14 protein-coding genes are annotated in these 16,497 nt (G+C 40.1%); 11 read left to right on the top strand and 3 right to left on the bottom strand.

Annotation, left to right across the window (positions count from 1 at the left end; genetic code table 11):
- Nucleotides 1-195 precede the first annotated feature (195 nt).
- The 5 genes from AWW73_RS17510 to recJ all read left to right on the top strand — a co-directional run bounded on the left by AWW73_RS17510 (nt 196) and on the right by recJ (nt 6,517).
- Nucleotides 196-993: an oxygen-binding di-iron domain-containing protein gene (locus tag AWW73_RS17510; RefSeq protein ID WP_062850286.1), complete on the top strand. Its 798-nt coding sequence runs from the start codon at nt 196-198 to the stop codon at nt 991-993.
- Between the two features lie 202 nt (nt 994-1,195).
- Nucleotides 1,196-2,662 (top strand): IMP dehydrogenase, encoded by a 1,467-nt coding sequence (gene guaB / locus AWW73_RS17505; protein ID WP_002121951.1) that lies wholly within the window; start codon nt 1,196-1,198, stop codon nt 2,660-2,662.
- 149 nt (nt 2,663-2,811) lie between these two features.
- Entirely contained in the window at nt 2,812-4,149 is a 1,338-nt protein-coding gene (gene glmM / locus AWW73_RS17500; protein WP_062850285.1) for a phosphoglucosamine mutase, read from the top strand.
- Nucleotides 4,150-4,159: 10 nt separating this feature from the next.
- Nucleotides 4,160-4,816 carry a pyridoxamine 5'-phosphate oxidase gene (gene pdxH, locus AWW73_RS17495; RefSeq protein WP_016143773.1) on the top strand — a complete coding sequence of 219 codons (657 nt, stop codon included), beginning with the start codon at nt 4,160-4,162 and terminating at the stop codon, nt 4,814-4,816.
- The gene (gene recJ / locus AWW73_RS17490) at nt 4,817-6,517 is read left to right on the top strand and encodes a single-stranded-DNA-specific exonuclease RecJ (protein ID WP_062850284.1); all 1,701 of its coding nucleotides are present in this window, start codon (nt 4,817-4,819) and stop codon (nt 6,515-6,517) included. It abuts the gene before it with no gap.
- 44 nt (nt 6,518-6,561) lie between these two features.
- Here recJ and AWW73_RS17485 read toward each other — a convergent pair whose 3' ends face one another.
- Complete coding sequence (locus AWW73_RS17485) at nt 6,562-7,329, bottom strand: putative porin (RefSeq protein WP_005078653.1); 768 nt, start codon at nt 7,327-7,329, stop codon at nt 6,562-6,564.
- Between the two features lie 392 nt (nt 7,330-7,721).
- On the opposite strand from AWW73_RS17485, the gene prfB reads away from it, so the two are divergent.
- From prfB to AWW73_RS17460, 5 genes are all read left to right on the top strand, one after another.
- A protein-coding gene (prfB, locus tag AWW73_RS17480; protein WP_099475557.1) for a peptide chain release factor 2 occupies nt 7,722-8,817 on the top strand; the annotation gives its coding sequence in 2 pieces (ribosomal slippage) (nt 7,722-7,793 and nt 7,795-8,817; 1,095 coding nt in all).
- Nucleotides 8,818-9,038: 221 nt separating this feature from the next.
- On the top strand, nt 9,039-9,341 hold the full coding sequence (locus AWW73_RS17475) for an ArsR/SmtB family transcription factor (protein WP_002121891.1): 303 nt from the start codon (nt 9,039-9,041) through the stop codon (nt 9,339-9,341).
- A 28-nt stretch (nt 9,342-9,369) separates the two neighbouring features.
- Nucleotides 9,370-10,428, top strand: coding sequence for an alkene reductase (locus AWW73_RS17470; protein ID WP_031949604.1), 1,059 nt, complete (start codon nt 9,370-9,372; stop codon nt 10,426-10,428).
- Nucleotides 10,429-10,586: 158 nt separating this feature from the next.
- The gene (locus tag AWW73_RS17465) at nt 10,587-11,879 is read left to right on the top strand and encodes a 3-deoxy-D-manno-octulosonic acid transferase (protein ID WP_062850283.1); all 1,293 of its coding nucleotides are present in this window, start codon (nt 10,587-10,589) and stop codon (nt 11,877-11,879) included.
- Nucleotides 11,876-12,583, top strand: coding sequence for a 16S rRNA (uracil(1498)-N(3))-methyltransferase (locus tag AWW73_RS17460; RefSeq protein ID WP_062850282.1), 708 nt, complete (start codon nt 11,876-11,878; stop codon nt 12,581-12,583). The genes AWW73_RS17465 and AWW73_RS17460 overlap by 4 nt, the downstream gene beginning before the upstream one ends.
- Here AWW73_RS17460 and AWW73_RS17455 read toward each other — a convergent pair.
- Together AWW73_RS17455 and AWW73_RS17450 are read right to left on the bottom strand one after the other, a co-directional pair.
- Nucleotides 12,563-13,543, bottom strand: a complete 981-nt coding sequence (locus AWW73_RS17455) for a mechanosensitive ion channel family protein (RefSeq protein WP_016143766.1) — start codon at nt 13,541-13,543, stop codon at nt 12,563-12,565. The two genes, AWW73_RS17460 and AWW73_RS17455, sit on opposite strands and share 21 nt — an antisense overlap.
- A 114-nt stretch (nt 13,544-13,657) precedes the next feature.
- Entirely contained in the window at nt 13,658-14,233 is a 576-nt protein-coding gene (locus AWW73_RS17450; RefSeq protein ID WP_016143765.1) for a DUF805 domain-containing protein, read from the bottom strand.
- A gap of 294 nt (nt 14,234-14,527) precedes the next feature.
- Between AWW73_RS17450 and acs the strand changes: the two genes are divergently transcribed.
- Entirely contained in the window at nt 14,528-16,477 is a 1,950-nt protein-coding gene (gene acs, locus AWW73_RS17445) for an acetate--CoA ligase (RefSeq protein ID WP_031949600.1), read from the top strand.
- Nucleotides 16,478-16,497 lie beyond the last annotated feature (20 nt).

Below are 16,497 nucleotides of genomic sequence, written 5' to 3'. Positions count from 1 at the left end.
GATAATGAGAATTATTTTAATTTATTGTGGGTTAATTTTAAATAACATTATGATTCATTTATAAAATAAGAAAAGCAAAATCCATTTTAAAATATTATGAGAAAAATCAAATAATTCATTGTAAGAGTTGCTGAATCCCATTATTTTATTATGGATATAAAAATATCTAATATTTAAAGTTTTTTGGGGAATTATATGGGGTTTGAAAAAACTACATCGCAGATATTATTTGATAATGGTGTACATAAATGTATAAGTTTTACCAGTTTGGTCAAAGGGGAAGGCATTCAAGCCAATCAATTTTTAATTATTGATCATGAGCGTGCTGCTGTAATCGATCCAGGCGGCGATTTGACTTATGTTCCATTAACAATGGAATTAAATAAATATACTCGTTTGAAAAATTTGGACTATGTGATGGCCTCTCATCAAGATCCGGACATTATTACTTCAATGCCGCGCTGGTTAGTCTATACCGATGCTAAAGTCGTGGCGTCAAAATTATGGGCACGTTTTTTACCGCACCTAAATTCCTCATTTATGAGTGAGCGAATGAAAGGGAATTGGGAGGATCGCCTTATTGAATTACCTGACCGCGGCCAAGTGATTGCTCTAGGAGAATCCAAGCTTGTGGTAGTTCCCGCTCACTTCTTACATTCGGTGGGTAATTTTCAGTTTTATGATCCAGTTGCTAAGATTTTATTTTCTGGCGATATGGGTGCCTCAATTGTTGAAGATGCTAATCAGCCTTTAAAAGATTTCGATACGCACGTCATGAAAATGAAGGCTTTTCACCAACGCTATATGTGTTCCAATAAGGTTATCCGTTTGTGGGTCAATATGGTCCGCCAGATGGATATCGAAATGATCGTTCCACAGCATGGTAGTCCATTTATGGGAAAAGAAATGGTCAATCAGTTTTTAGACTGGATTGAGACATTGCCGTGCGGCGTAGATTTAATGACAGAACAAGTTTTTAGTTGTCCTGCATAAATCTAAATATTATTTCTAATAATTAACCCAGATGAAGTTCTGGGTTATAAAAAGATAAAAGCTAAAAATAGAGCTAAAAGTATAATTAAGCGGGAATTATTTAGTACAGGCCGATATCTATTGCTGAAAAAGGCAAAGATAATATGAAAATTGCATTGAAATTTGTTTATAATAGCTCACGGAATTTACCAGTGAGATTGTTATGCTGACCATCGTTCAAGAAGCGCTAACCTTCGATGATGTCTTATTACTTCCTGCCTACTCTACTGTTCTCCCAAAAGATGTCTCTTTAAAGACACGTTTAACTCGCGGCATTCATTTAAATATCCCATTAGTTTCAGCTGCAATGGATACAGTGACTGAGTCACGTATGGCGATTGCTATGTCACAAAATGGTGGTATCGGGATTTTGCACAAAAACATGGATATTGCTGCTCAAGCTGCAGAAGTACGCCGTGTGAAAAAATTCGAAGCGGGTATGGTGAAAGATCCTATCACTGTAACGCCTGAAACTACAGTACGTGAACTGATTGCAATTACCAGCGCTAATAACATTAGCGGTGTACCTGTTGTTAAAGACGGCAAGGTTGTTGGTATTGTGACAGGCCGTGATACGCGTTTTGAAACCAATTTAGAACAACCTGTTAGCAACATCATGACAGGCCAAGATCGTTTAGTAACTGTACGTGAAGGCGAGTCTAAAGAAAATATTCAAGCATTATTGCAAAAACACCGTATTGAAAAAGTCTTGGTCGTTGGTGAGAGCAACGAACTCAAAGGCTTAATTACAGTAACTGACTTCCGCAAAGCTGAGAGCTATCCAAATAGTTGTAAAGATGATCTTGGCCGTTTACGTGTTGGTGCTGCGGTAGGTACAGGTGCTGATACACCAAGTCGTGTGGAAGCATTAGTTGAAGCTGGTGTTGACGTAATTGTTGTTGATACAGCGCATGGTCACTCTGCTGGTGTAATTGAACGTGTACGTTGGGTGAAACAAAACTTCCCTCAAGTACAAGTGATTGGTGGCAACATTGCAACTGGTGATGCTGCATTAGCATTATTAGATGCAGGTGCAGATGCTGTAAAAGTTGGTATTGGCCCTGGTTCTATCTGTACCACACGTATTGTGGCTGGTATCGGTATGCCACAAATTTCTGCGATTGACAGCGTTGCTAGTGCACTAAAAGATCAAATTCCTTTAATTGCAGATGGCGGTATCCGCTTCTCTGGCGATATGGCAAAAGCGATCGGTGCGGGTGCAAGTACGATCATGGTTGGTTCATTACTTGCGGGTACTGAAGAAGCGCCGGGCGAAGTTGAGTTTTTCCAAGGTCGTTACTACAAAGCATATCGTGGTATGGGTTCATTAGGTGCAATGGCGGGAGCAACTGGTTCTGCTGACCGTTATTTCCAAGATTCAAAAGCGGGTGCTGAGAAGTTAGTACCAGAAGGAATCGAAGGCCGTGTTCCATATAAAGGCCCAATGGGTAATATCGTTCATCAAATGATGGGTGGTTTACGTTCATCGATGGGTTATACAGGTTCAGCTGTGATTGAAGATCTTCGCCAAAATGCGAAATTTGTGAAAATTACTTCAGCAGGCATGTCTGAGTCACATGTTCATGATGTAACGATTACTAAAGAAGCTCCAAACTATCGTGTTGGTTAGATTTTCGTAACCAAAACAACGAAGAAAGCCGTCATTACACTGACGGCTTTTTGTTTTTGGTGTAAAGTAAATCTGACGAAAAGAGATATGGCGGAATTGCCATATATGAAGTAAGCCACGGCTGAAGTGGCGTAAGAATGAGATAAGCTATGAGTTATTTTGGAACGGATGGTATTCGTGGAAAATTTGGGCAAATGCCTATTACTCCAGAGTTTGCTTTAAAACTCGGTTTTGCTGCAGGGAAGGTATTAAAACGAACGAGTCCGAAAAATAAGCCACTCGTTGTATTAGGAAAAGACACTCGTTTATCTGGTTATATTTTAGAATCTGCTTTACAGGCGGGGTTAAACGCTGCTGGCGTATATGTTCATTTACTTGGTCCATTGCCAACACCAGCAATTGCACATCTTACCCGTGCTTTACATGCGCATGCAGGTATCGTGATTTCTGCATCGCATAACCCTTATTTTGATAATGGCATTAAATTTTTCTCAAGCGAAGGCAAAAAATTACCAGATGCTCTACAAGAAGAAATTAACCTTGAATTAGAAAAAGATTTATTAATTGATGACACTGCAAACTTAGGTAAAAGTGTTCGTGTAAATGATGCAAACGGTCGCTATATCGAATTTTGTAAATCCACTTTCCCATACCACTTTGACTTAAATAATTTAAAGATCGTATTGGACTGTGCTCATGGTGCAGCGTATAGCGTTGGTCCTTCAGTTTTCCGTGAGTTGGGCGCAAAAGTTGTTGCTTTATATAATGAGCCGGATGGTTTAAATATTAATGAAGGTTGTGGTTCAACACATCCTGAAAATCTACAAAAAGCAGTAGTTGAGCACGAAGCAGATTTAGGGATTGCCTTTGATGGTGATGCTGACCGTGTTGTGATGGTCGATAAGTTTGGTAACTTAATTGATGGCGATCATATCTTATATATCTTGGCGACTCAGGCTCAGAAAAAACCAGCAGGCGTTGTTGGTACTGTCATGAGTAACATGGCACTCGAAGTCGCACTTGAAAAAGCGAATGTTGGTTTTGTTCGGGCTAAGGTTGGTGACCGATATGTGTTACAAGCTTTAGAAGAAAATGGATGGGTTACTGGTGGTGAGCCTTCTGGTCATATTCTAACTTTAGACAAGAGCACAACTGGTGATGCGATTATTGCAGCGCTTCAAGTTTTAACCGTGATGGTCGAGCAAAATAAGGCTCTTCATGAACTGGTTCAAGACTTTAAACTATTCCCACAAATTCTTGTGAATGTACGTTTAGAACAAATGCTTGATCCGTATTCTATTCCTGCATTGGTTGCCGAGTTTGATAAAGCAGAAGCACAGCTCAAAGGACGTGGACGAATCTTGATTCGTAAGTCAGGAACAGAGCCTGTAATTCGTGTTATGGTCGAAGGTGATGATGAGCAAGAAGTGAATGCTTTAGCTCAGCATTTAGCCGATTCAGTTCGTTCACAAGCACAAGTCGCATAAGGTGCATGACATGAGTGATGTCATTAAAGATTTAAGTGAGTTACGCTTAAGTTATGAGCAAGGGGAATTGCATGAAGGGCAGGTTGAATCAAACCCTCATCAGCAGTTTCTGGGTTGGTTTAACCATGCTCTAGCAGCCAATTTGCATGAACCCTATGCAATGTCATTAGCGACAGCAAGTGCGAATGGCAGACCTCATGTTCGAACAGTTTTGTTACGTGGGGCTACAGAAGCTGGGTATGATTTTTATACTAACTATGACAGTCAAAAAGGTATAGATTTGGCAGAAAACCCATATGCCGAATTATTATTTTATTGGCCAAGTCTAGAGCGTCAGGTGCGAGTTGGTGGTCGTGTAGTTAAAATTGCTGAGCAAGAATCTACAGATTATTATCTTAAACGACCACGTGATAGCCAGATTGCAGCACATATCAGTACTCCACAAAGTGGTAAAATTGAAAGCCGAGAGCTGTTACAGCAACGCTTTCAAAACTTACAACAGCAAGTCGAAAGTCGTGAAGTGCTTGATAAGCCAGAGTTCTGGGGAGGCTATCGTTTGCAACCAGATTATTATGAATTCTGGCAAGGGCGACCGAATCGTTTACATGACCGCTTAAGTTATGAAAAAATCGATGGTCAATGGACGCTGCACCGACTGATGCCTTAAATGACAAAAATACAAATCAAACAAAGACCTTTATTGACACGCCCTGAACAATTTCAGGGCGTGCCTCCGTTTATTGCCGAAATTTTGGCAAGGCGTGGAGTACAATCTGAACAGGAATTAGAGTTAAAGCTTAAGAATTTATTAGCTCCGCAGCTCAAGGGATTAGAAACCGCTGTGGCATTAATAGACCAAGCCATTGATGAGCAGAAAAAAATTGTTATTGTCGGTGACTATGATGCCGATGGCGCAACCAGCACAGCTTTAATGGTATTGGTGCTTCGTGATATGGGAGCGCAAGTCGACTATTTAGTTCCAGACCGATTTAAATACGGTTATGGACTTACCCCTGCAATTGCAGAGCTTGCGCATCAAACTTATCAACCTGACCTATTGATTACTGTCGATAATGGAATTTCCAGCCATGCTGGTGTAGATGCAGCGCATGCGCTAGGCATGCAAGTGGTTATTACAGATCACCATTTAACAACTAAAGAAACGCCTCTGGCAGAAGCAGTGGTAAATCCTAATCAGTTAGGTTGTGAGTTCCCAAGTAAAGCGCTTGCAGGGGTTGGAGTTGCATTTTATGTGCTAGCCAATTTAGCAAGTTTACGTAGCAAGCAAGGTAAAAGCACAAGTAAAGTCACTCAATATCTAGACTTGGTTGCTTTAGGAACTTATGCCGATGTCGCTGTTCTAGATTATAACAACCGTATTTTGGTCGATGCAGGTGTAAAACGCATTCAGCAACATCAATGCCGAGTCGGAATATTGGCGCTGTTAGATATTGCGGGCCGTGAGGTATCGTCTTTACGTGCGCAAGATTTAGGATTTGTGCTTGGGCCACGTATTAATGCAGCAGGGCGTATGGAGAGCATGCGCATCGGGATCGAGTGCTTGTTAGCAGACTCTATGGAAACGGCCTATCCGATTGCGAGACAATTAAATCAATTAAATATAGAGCGCCGTCAAATCGAAGGGGAGATGAAGCAACAAGCCTTATCTGCTTTAGATAACTTGCAGCTCTCAAAAGAAGACATTCCTCCAGCTCTTGTACTTTTTGAAGAAAACTGGCATCAGGGCGTGATTGGGATTGTCGCAGGACGCTTAAAAGAACAGTTTCATCGTCCCACTATTGTGTTTGCACCTGATGAAGATGGTATTCATATAAAAGGATCTGCTCGTTCAATTGATGGGATACATATTCGAGATTCGATTGAACAGGTTGCTGAACAACATCCAGAATTGGTGAGCCATTTTGGAGGTCATGCAGCAGCGGCTGGTTTAACCATACGTAAAGAAAATTTTGAGGCTTTTAAAACAGCGTTTACCAATTGCATTGCAGAAATGGAAGAATCTTTGTTTCAAGCAACGCTATGGACGGACGGTGAACTTCCTACTTCGGCTCTGCAACTAAATACCTTGGACTGGATAGAACAGTTGGGACCGTGGGGACAAAAATTTCCTTTCCCACAGTTTGAGGGGTATTTTAAAGTTGTTGATTATCGCTGGCTTAAAGAAACGCATTTGAAGCTTAAATTGGCACTAGACCAATACAGTTTTGATGCAATTGCTTTTAATGCAGCGGGCCGTTTTGAGTTTGATCCAATGCGTGATCATGTACATTTGGTCTATGAAATAGATCGTAATGCATTTAATGGTAATGTAAATTTGCAATTGCGTATTGTGCATTTAAGCCAATAAAAAATCCGCTCAATTGAGCGGATTTTTTATGACTTTAGGCTTGATTAGAAGCGGTATGCTGCACGAACACCATAAGTGTTGTCGTTATCACCAAATCCAACACGGCCTTCAACACTTACTTGTTGATTCAAGAATTTTTTAGCATTGATACCAAATTCATCTTTATCAGTTAAGTCGTTGTTGTAGTAATCAGCACCAACACTTAAAGTTTTGTCGATGTAGTAGTCACCACGAACTTTATATTCGTCTAGGTCACCAAATGCACCGAACGCTTCAAGGTTTACGTCATGTTGACCTACTTGAGTTACGTATTTAGCACGTACTGTTGGATCAGCGCCGTCTTTACCGTCTTTCTCGTCGTAACCTTTAACACCTAATGCAAGTAATAAACCAGGAGCTGGTAAATAACCTACTTCAGCTGCATAAGTAGTTACTTTGCTGTCAATATTAGTGTTGTCGACTTCACGCTCATTTCGACCTACATCACCGCTAAGGTAGAAATCTGAGTTAGGAACGTAGTATTCAACACCTACGCCATATTGAGTATCTTTTGTACCGCTGTTATCGCCATAGTTGATTAGGGCGTTAACGTTACTTGCACGGCTTAAGAAAGCTGCTTCAGCAAGTGGAGCGTTACGAGTTTGAACAGGATTAAAGTAATAAGTCCCGTCAACACCGAATTTACTTACGCTGCTACCGTTGTCTGGATCAAGATAATTGTAAGAACCACCAACTTCAGCTTGGTAAGCGTTTGCTGCGCCACTCACTGCGAGTGCAGATAAAAGAGCTGATGCAATTGCTAGTTTTTTCATGGAATCTCTCCCCTCTAAAAAGCGATTTTATAAATGTTTTGTTACAACTTTTAGTCTAGACGAAAAAGCTTTGCCGTCAATCTTGCGCAAGTAACCGTACTGTAACCATGTAATATTTATGTAAATTGAATTAATATAAGATTTTGATTTTTAAATATAAATTCATAATGTTTTATTTTATTAAAATTGAGGATATTTTGTGTAGATCATAAAAAATGCTGTAAAAGTACCCAATTTTGTATGAGGATGTTACCAATTAAACTTTAAATAAAATGAAGAAAATTTATAGATTAAATGAGTGAAATATGAGGAGAAATACAAAGCAAGTTCGTAGATAACTACAGCTATGCTAAAATAATTGACTGTTTATCTGCTCTTATGGGAACACTCGCGTGGAAATTAATCCTTATCTAAACCAATTGAAAGACTTAACTGATCGTAGCCAAACACTACGGGGGTATCTTTGACTACGATCTGAAAAAAGAACGTTTAGAAGAAGTTTTACGTGAGTTAGAAGACCCTGCGATCTGGAATGATCAAAGCCGCGCTCAGGCAATGGCGAAAGAAAAGGGCGAACTAGAAAACGTTATTAATGTATTGGATGGGTTGTCAACACAACTTGAAGATGCAAAAGCGATGTTAGATTTGGCTGTAGAAGCTGACGATGAAAGCTTGCTGGAGGATGTTCAATCAGAGCTTGGTGCTGCTGAAGATGAACTGGCTAAACTTGAATTCCGTCGTATGTTTAGTAACCCAATGGACCCGAATCCTTGCTATGTAGAGATTCAATCAGGTTCAGGTGGTACAGAAGCACAAGACTGGGCATCTATGCTATTACGTATGTATATGCGCTGGATTGAACGCCATGGCTTTAAAGCAGAACTTATGGAAGTATCTGATGGCGATGTGGCTGGTATTAAATCAGCAACAATTCGTGTTGAAGGTGAATATGCTTACGGTTGGTTACGCACAGAGTCAGGTGTACACCGTTTAGTTCGTAAATCACCATTTGACAGTGGTAACCGTCGTCACACTTCATTCTCTGCGGTATTTATTTCACCAGAAGTTGATGACAATATTGAAATTGATATTAATCCTTCTGATGTTCGTACTGATACCTACCGTGCATCTGGTGCAGGTGGTCAGCATATTAACAAAACCGACTCGGCTGTGCGTTTGACTCACATTCCAACAGGTATTGTGGTGGCATGTCAGAACCAGCGTTCGCAACACGCTAACCGTGACCATGCATGGAAACAGCTACGTGCGCGTTTGTATGAATTGGAAATGCAAAAACGTAATGAAGCAGCTCAAGCGCTAGAAGACTCGAAGTCTGATATTGGTTGGGGAAGCCAAATTCGTTCATATGTATTAGATGATTCCCGTATTAAAGATTTACGTACGGGTGTTGAAAACTCTAATACAGGTGCTGTTCTTGATGGTGACCTTGATCGCTTTATTGAGGCGAGCTTAAAACAAGGTTTATAAGAGTCTGCTGAACTTTTAGTTTAAATACAGTTCATCTATGAATATGTAGAACTCTTGGATTTTTAGCGATTAAAACGGCAAAGCAGTTCAGTCTTCAAATGTTAATCGGAAAAATACGATATGAATATCGAAAAAAATAGATATGAATATCGAGGAAATACGATATTATGTTTTTGAAATGCTGAACAAAGCTTTGTTCGTTTAAAAGACGTGTTGAGCCTATGGATATTGATGCAATTAGCAAAGCCCTTTCCAACCCTCTGCGTCGGCAAATTTTGCAATGGTTAAAAGAACCTGCACATTATTTACCGGTGGAAGAATGTGGTGGTAGTTTTGAGAAGGGTGTTTGTGCAGGTCATATTGAACGTTTGGGTAAAGTAGCTCAGTCTACGATGTCTAATCATTTGTCTGTGTTACAACAGGCGGGGCTTATTCAGGTCCAAAAATATGGTCAATGGTCTTATTTTTCACGTAACGAAGCTTTGATTCAGCAATATATCGAACATTTAAAACAAACACTTTAAATTATTAAAAGTGTAAGTCGAGGCGATTATGGCTGAACTCAATACTCCTTTAACGGTTGGTGATTTTGAAATCAAAAATCGATTGGTCATGGCTCCATTAACGCGTGCGCGTAGTGGTGAAAGCCGAGTGCCTAATGATTTAATGGTTGAATACTATCAACAACGTGCAAATGCTGGTCTCATTTTGACTGAAGCAACAGTGATTGGTTCAAAAACTGTGGGTTATGCAGATACCCCAGGGTTATGGTCAGAAGAGCAGGCACAAGCTTGGAATAAAATTATTGAGGCAGTTCATGCTCAAGGTTCAAAAATTGTAGTGCAACTTTGGCATGTAGGTCGTATTTCACATCCTGAACTTTTAGATGGTGATATTCCTGTTGCACCAAGTGCAATTCAACCTGCGGGTGAAGTGAGTTTATTACGTCCTAAACGTCCGTATGTTAAACCCCGTGCGCTTTCATTAGAAGAAGTGAAAGAGGTGGTCGCTCAATATAAACATTCAGCAGAATTAGCTAAAGCAGCTGGTTTTGATGGTGTTGAATTACACGCAGCGAATGGTTACTTAATTGACCAGTTCCTTCAAAGTAATACCAACCAACGTGATGACGAATACGGTGGTCCTATTGAAAACCGTGCACGTTTATTATTAGAAGTCGTTGATGCATTTATTGAAGTGTGGGGCGCTGGCCGAGTTGGTGTTCATATCGCACCGCGTGGTGATTCACACGATATGGGTGATGAAAATCCATTAGCAACTTTTGGTTATGTAGTTGAACAGCTTAACCAACGTAATGTAGCTTTCATTTTCTCTCGTGAATATGAAGCTGCTGACAGTATTAGCCCTAAACTTCGCGAAAAATTTAATGGTGTATGGATTGCCAATGAGAACCTAACACCAGAGTCAGCAAAACGTATCTTGCGTGAAGGTCAGGCAGATGCCGTATCTTTTGGTAAAGCATATATTGCTAACCCAGATCTTTTACAACGTTTAGAGCAAGACTTGCCACTAAATGAACTTCAAGCAATAACTTTATATGCTAAAGGCGCTGAAGGTTATACAGACTATCCAACGCTAGAAGCTTCATAAAATTCTTTGAAATGATGATTTGCTGACTTCGTTTGTTTCTGAACTCAGTAAATCGCTTTTCTTGTAATGGTAGAGTTTAGGTATCGAAACTCTGCCATTTTTTCTATCTATGTTATATTTTCCCCAGTTTTAAACTTTGATGATTTGAGGCAAACCGCTTGGCGACCCCTTTTTGGTACAACACCGCACTCCATTTATTAAAACCTTTTTACCACTGGCGGATAAAAAAACGTGCAGAAAGCCAGGAATTATATAATCAGGAATGTCTGGAAAGATTTGGGCCGTTTGAATCTCCGAAAAATGTCAAAGCAATTTGGTTCCATGCTGTTTCGGTTGGAGAAACCAATGCTGCGCAGCCTTTAATCGAGCATTATCTTAAACTCGGTCAACCTGTATTAGTGACCAACACAACGAAAACAGGGCAGGCACGTGCCAAATCATTATTTTTAAAAGCACCTTATTTAGATTTATTTCAAGCAGTTTATTTGCCTGTTGATCAAAAGCATCTTTTAAAACAATTTTTTGAGTTGTATCAGCCAAAACTTTTAGCATTGGTTGAAACTGAGCTTTGGCCAAATTTAATTGATCAAGCCAAACTACAACAGGTTCCTTGTTTGTTATTAAATGCGCGATTATCAGAAAAATCAGCTAAAGGTTATAGCCGCGTTTCAGGTCTAACGGCAGGAATGCTGAAACAAATTGACTGGGTATTGGCACAAGACGTTGCGACTCGCCAACGTTATGTAGAATTGGGTTTGGATCAACAAAAAAGTCAGGTGGTTGGAAATATTAAATTTGATATTCATGCACCTCAGACTTTTATAAATCAGGCTGAGCAATTACAACAACAATGGTATTTGGGACAGCGTAAAGTCCTGACAATTGCCAGTACACATGCACCCGAAGAACAACAAATTTTAGAAGCGCTTGCACCTTATCTAAAGTCAGAACCTGATTTAGTTTGTATTGTCGTACCTCGACATCCTGAACGTTTCGATGAAGTATTTGAAATTTCCCAAAACTTAGGTCTAGTCACTCATCGTAGAAGTATGAATCATAGTATTCATGCCAGTACACAGGTTTATCTGGCGGATAGCATGGGTGAACTTTGGTTATGGTACGCCTTAAGTCAGGTGTGTTTCGTGGGTGGATCACTTAATGAACCAGGCGGTGGGCATAATATTTTAGAACCTATGGTCTTAAATGTGCCGACCGTAATTGGGCCTCGTTACTTTAATTTCCAAACTATTGTTGATGAATTCATTGATGAAAATGGGGTGCTCATTGCCCAAGATGCTGAGCAAGTCGTAGCAATCTGGATGGCATGTTTAGCTGAACCTGATCAGACTCAACAAGTGGTTGAGCAGGCGCATAAAGTCTTGCAGCGTAACCAAGGTTCATTACAGAAACATATTGGTGTAATTAATCGGTATTTGGCCGAAAAATCATGAATATCGTTTTGCTAGAACCTGAAGATGTTCAGTCAGAGTTATGGTCAATCCGTTCAAAGCGCCAACTACAGCATTTACGTGAACATCTTGATATTACGGTTGGCCAAAATCTAAAAGTTGGTGTTCGTAATGGTGCACGTTATACCACTGAAATTATTTCGATTAACGAGCAAGAAGTTTGTATCAGACCTATTAGTGAAGAAGTTGTACCTGCAAAACTTCCAGTACATTTAATTGTAGCTTTACCAAGGCCCAAAGTTTTACGCCGTTTAATTATGGACAGTGTGACTTTGGGGGTTGAAAGAATTAGTTTGATTCATAGTTATCGTGTAGATAAAAGCTATTGGCAAACTCCATTTTTGCAACAACTTGATAACTATGTGACTTTAGGGCTTGAGCAAGCAGGCGATACGATTGTTCCTGAAATTCAAATATACAAACGCTTTAAACCTTTTGTTGAAGATGTTTTGCCAAGCTTAATTTCAAAGGAAAGCCCCGCTTATGTGGCTCATCCGTATGCCGAGCAGAGCATGCCAGTTAATATTCCGCATGCGTGCAGTGTAGTCGTTGGACCCGAAGGTGGGTTTATTCCCTATGAAGTTGATTTGCTCACAAAAAACGGCTGCCAAGCTGTGAGCTTAGGCAACCGTATTTTAAGAACTGAAACGTCTATTTCTTATATTTTAGGTCGTCTCTTTAGTTGATGCTTCAGGGTTTAATGGTGGCTGGTTTGCAGCCATTTTTAATTCCTGAATTGGGTATGGAATATTAATACCGTTGTCATTGAAAGCTTGTTTTACTTGAGCTTGAATTGTACTGATAGATGACGACATATCTGTTTCAGTGGTATCAACCCACCAACGTACAGTCAGGTTAACCGAGAAATCTGCTAAAGCTGTAACGTTAACCGAGAAAGCTGGCTGACTAAGTACATTTCGATCATTATTAAGAATATCTAAAATAATCTGTTTAGCTTTTTGTTCATCGTCGTCATACCCAATTCCAACTACAAACTCACAGCGTCGTTGTTGATAAGCCGTATTTACAGTTAAGGCACTCGTATAAACAGTTGCATTTGGAATAACGATACGACGGCCATCTGGCGAACGTAAGAATGTTGCACGAATTTGAATATCTTCAACAGTTCCTTCAAGTGAATTCACCACGATCGAATCGCCAATACGGAATGGTTCACTTAATAAAATCAAAATACCTGAGAGCAGGTTTTGAAAAATATCTTTAAATGCGAAACCAATTGCAACCGAACCAATCCCTAACGCACTCATGAGTTGTCCTGGGGTAAAACCTGGGATCATGATGACGAGTGCAATTAAGAAACCAAAAAATAAAATTGTCGTGCTTCCTACACGGTTTAATACCAAAACTAGGTTTTGGCGCGTGTAAGAACGGTTTTCTAAAGTTTTACGAACAAAAAGCTTAAATAATTTGGTGAGTAGCCAAAAAATAATGAAAACGATAATCGCAATACAAATATAAGGCACACGTTCCCAGAAACTATCCACGATTTTATCAATGGTGGTATAGGCATCATGATACTTTTCAGTATGAGCTAAAACAGTTTGAGTGGTTTTAGTACCTGCTTCTTGCAAAAGTTCACCTGTATTTTTTGCAACATCCGTTAAGGATTTTTGTTCATCAGCCACGACAAGTCTCTATTTAAAAAAAATGATGAAAGCGATGATCGGCTTTCATGATAGTAGGAGATAAAATGTGCGCCTACTATAATGAGTTCATCTAAATAATAAAGTGTTTTTTAATTAAAAGTATTCAGTTCCTTTTTGTAAGATTTGTGACGGAGTTTCTATAGTATCGGTACCAGAGAAGTAGTAAAAAAAGCCTGCGGTAGAAATAAGGCTAATTAAAATGACGAATAAAATAAACCAAGCCATGAGTTTTTCTATAAAGGTTGATGGTCGAGCTGGGCCATATTCGTTGGGACCTGCTGTACCTGAGGCAAGCAGTAAATAAATCATAAAAAAGAACTGAACAACTGGAATAAATAACAGCAATCCCATCCAGCCACTTTTATTTAAATCATGCAAACGTCGAACAACGAGAACAATATTTAAGTAAATCAGAAATATCCAAAAAGCCCAGACGATCAAGGCACTAAGACCAGAAAGAGAGCTATAAAACTCAAAATTAAATAGATTGCTTGAAAGCTGAAAACTTCCAAGAAATGAGGCCAAAATGAAATAGCCCACGAGAGTGATTAAATAAATCAGTCCATAACCACCTAAATAGCTCATGCGATTAAAGCGCCCATGAATTGAAAACGGACTATCTTTTAAAGGGAGCTGTGGTGGGCGTGAAGAGCTAGTTTGGGCAAACATATTATTTTATTCCTGAGTTGCATATGAGAGACAAAATAATCTTTGTTGATGATCAAAACCATCAAATCTTGAAAAAATTATAAAAGTAAAAGCTATAGACAAATGTTTTAAATCAACTTAATTTTATAAAAATGTTCATAATTTCGTATGCTTGAGTAAGTGTTTAATATATGACCAAAGTCGCATTGTCTAGACTTTGAAAGAGTCATCATACTGCAAAGGCATGCAAATAAGATCCAGTAAAATAATAGCCACAGTCTCGAGATGGGATGCACAAGATCAAGGAAGTTGCGTATGAATGAGATCTATCCAGTACCAGAGGAATTTAAAAAAACTGCTCGTACTGTTGAAGCAGACTACTTTAAACGTTATCAACACTCTATCGAGAACCCAGATGAATTCTGGGCAGAGCAAGCTAAAATTGTCGATTGGATAAAACCATTTACCCAAGTTAAAAATACCAGTTTTGACAAAGACAATTTCAAAATTGAATGGTTTGCTGATGGCGAGCTGAACGTGTCAGCAAACTGCCTAGACAGACATCTTAAAGAACATCCACATAAACCTGCCATCATTTGGGAAGGTGACCATCCTTCCCGTCATAAAATTGTCTCTTATAAAGAATTACATGACGAAGTCTGCCGTTTTGCTAACGTTTTAAAGAAATATGGCATTGGTAAAGGCGACCGTGTTGTGCTGTATATGCCGATGGTGACTGAGGCTGCAATTGCGATGTTAGCCTGTGCTCGTATTGGTGCAGTTCACTGCGTGGTATTTGGTGGGTTCTCGCCAGATTCTTTGGCAAGTCGTATTGAAGACAGCCAAGCTAAACTGGTGATTACCGCAGACTCAAGTCTACGTGCCGGTAAACTCTTACCGCTCAAAGAAAATGTTGATTTGGCTTTAGCATTGCCGGGTACTGAGTGTGTTGAAAACGTGATTGTGGTTTACCGCAATGCGAACCCGATTGAAATGAAGCCGGGCCGTGATTTGTGGTATCACCTTGTTATTATGGAAGTGGATGCAAACTGTCCTCCAGAGCCGATGAAGGCAGAAGACCCTTTATTTATTCTTTATACCTCGGGCTCAACAGGTAAACCGAAAGGCGTCTTACATACTACGGGTGGTTACTTAGTTTATGTAACCAGTACCTTTAAAGAGGTATTTGATTTAAAACAAGATGATGTTTACTGGTGTACAGCCGATATCGGTTGGATTACAGGGCATAGTTATTTAATTTATGGACCGCTAGCAAATGGCACCACGACCCTAATGTTTGAGGGTGTGCCTCAATATCCAACATGGGCACGTCTTGGTCATGTGGTCGATAAGCATAAAGTTTCTATTTTGTATACAGCGCCAACTGCGATTCGCGCCATGATGCGAGAAGGTGATTCGTTTGTACGCGAAAGTAACCGTAGCAGCTTGCGTTTACTCGGTTCGGTCGGTGAACCTATTAACCCTGAGGCTTGGAACTGGTACTACAATGTAGTCGGTGAAGGTCGCTGCCCGATTGTTGATACATGGTGGCAAACCGAAACAGGCGGTATTTTGATTGCTCCTTTGCCAGGTGCAACAGCTTTAAAACCAGGTTCGGCAACACGTCCGTTGTTTGGCATCCAACCTGCCATTGTAGATGGTGAAGGCAATGAACTAGAAGGTGCGGTTGAAGGTAACCTTGTGATTAAAGATTCATGGCCGGGCCAGATGCGTACCATTTGGGGTGACCCAGACCGCTTTATTGAGGCGTATTTTTCGACCTTTAAAAATACTTATTTTACGGGGGATGGTGCTCGCCGTGATGAAGATGGCTATTACTGGATCACAGGTCGTGTTGACGATGTCTTAAACGTTTCAGGTCATCGTCTGGGCACTGCTGAAATTGAAAGTGCTTTGGTTTCGCATGAATCTGTTGCAGAAGCAGCAGTGGTGGGCATGCCTCATGATATTAAAGGGCAAGGTATTTGTACTTTCGTGACTTTACAGGCAGGTGTTCCAGAGTCGGAAGAGCTGCGTAAAGAGTTAATTAACTGGGTACGTAAAGTGCTTGGACCTGTGGCTTCACCTGATGCATTACACTGGGCACCAGCATTACCTAAAACTCGTTCGGGTAAAATCATGCGCCGTATTTTAAGAAAAATTGCAGCGAATGAATTAGATAGCTTAGGTGACACTTCGACCTTGGCTGAACCAGCAGTGGTAGAGCAGTTGATTGCAACGGTTTATCCTGATAAGCAAAATTAATTCTAAAAAAGCCCCATCTG

This window comes from Acinetobacter lactucae (genome assembly GCF_001605885.1).
GTDB lineage: Bacteria > Pseudomonadota > Gammaproteobacteria > Pseudomonadales > Moraxellaceae > Acinetobacter > Acinetobacter lactucae.
Note: the sequence above shows the minus strand (reverse complement) of the source record. Positions and strands in the feature narration are given on the sequence as shown.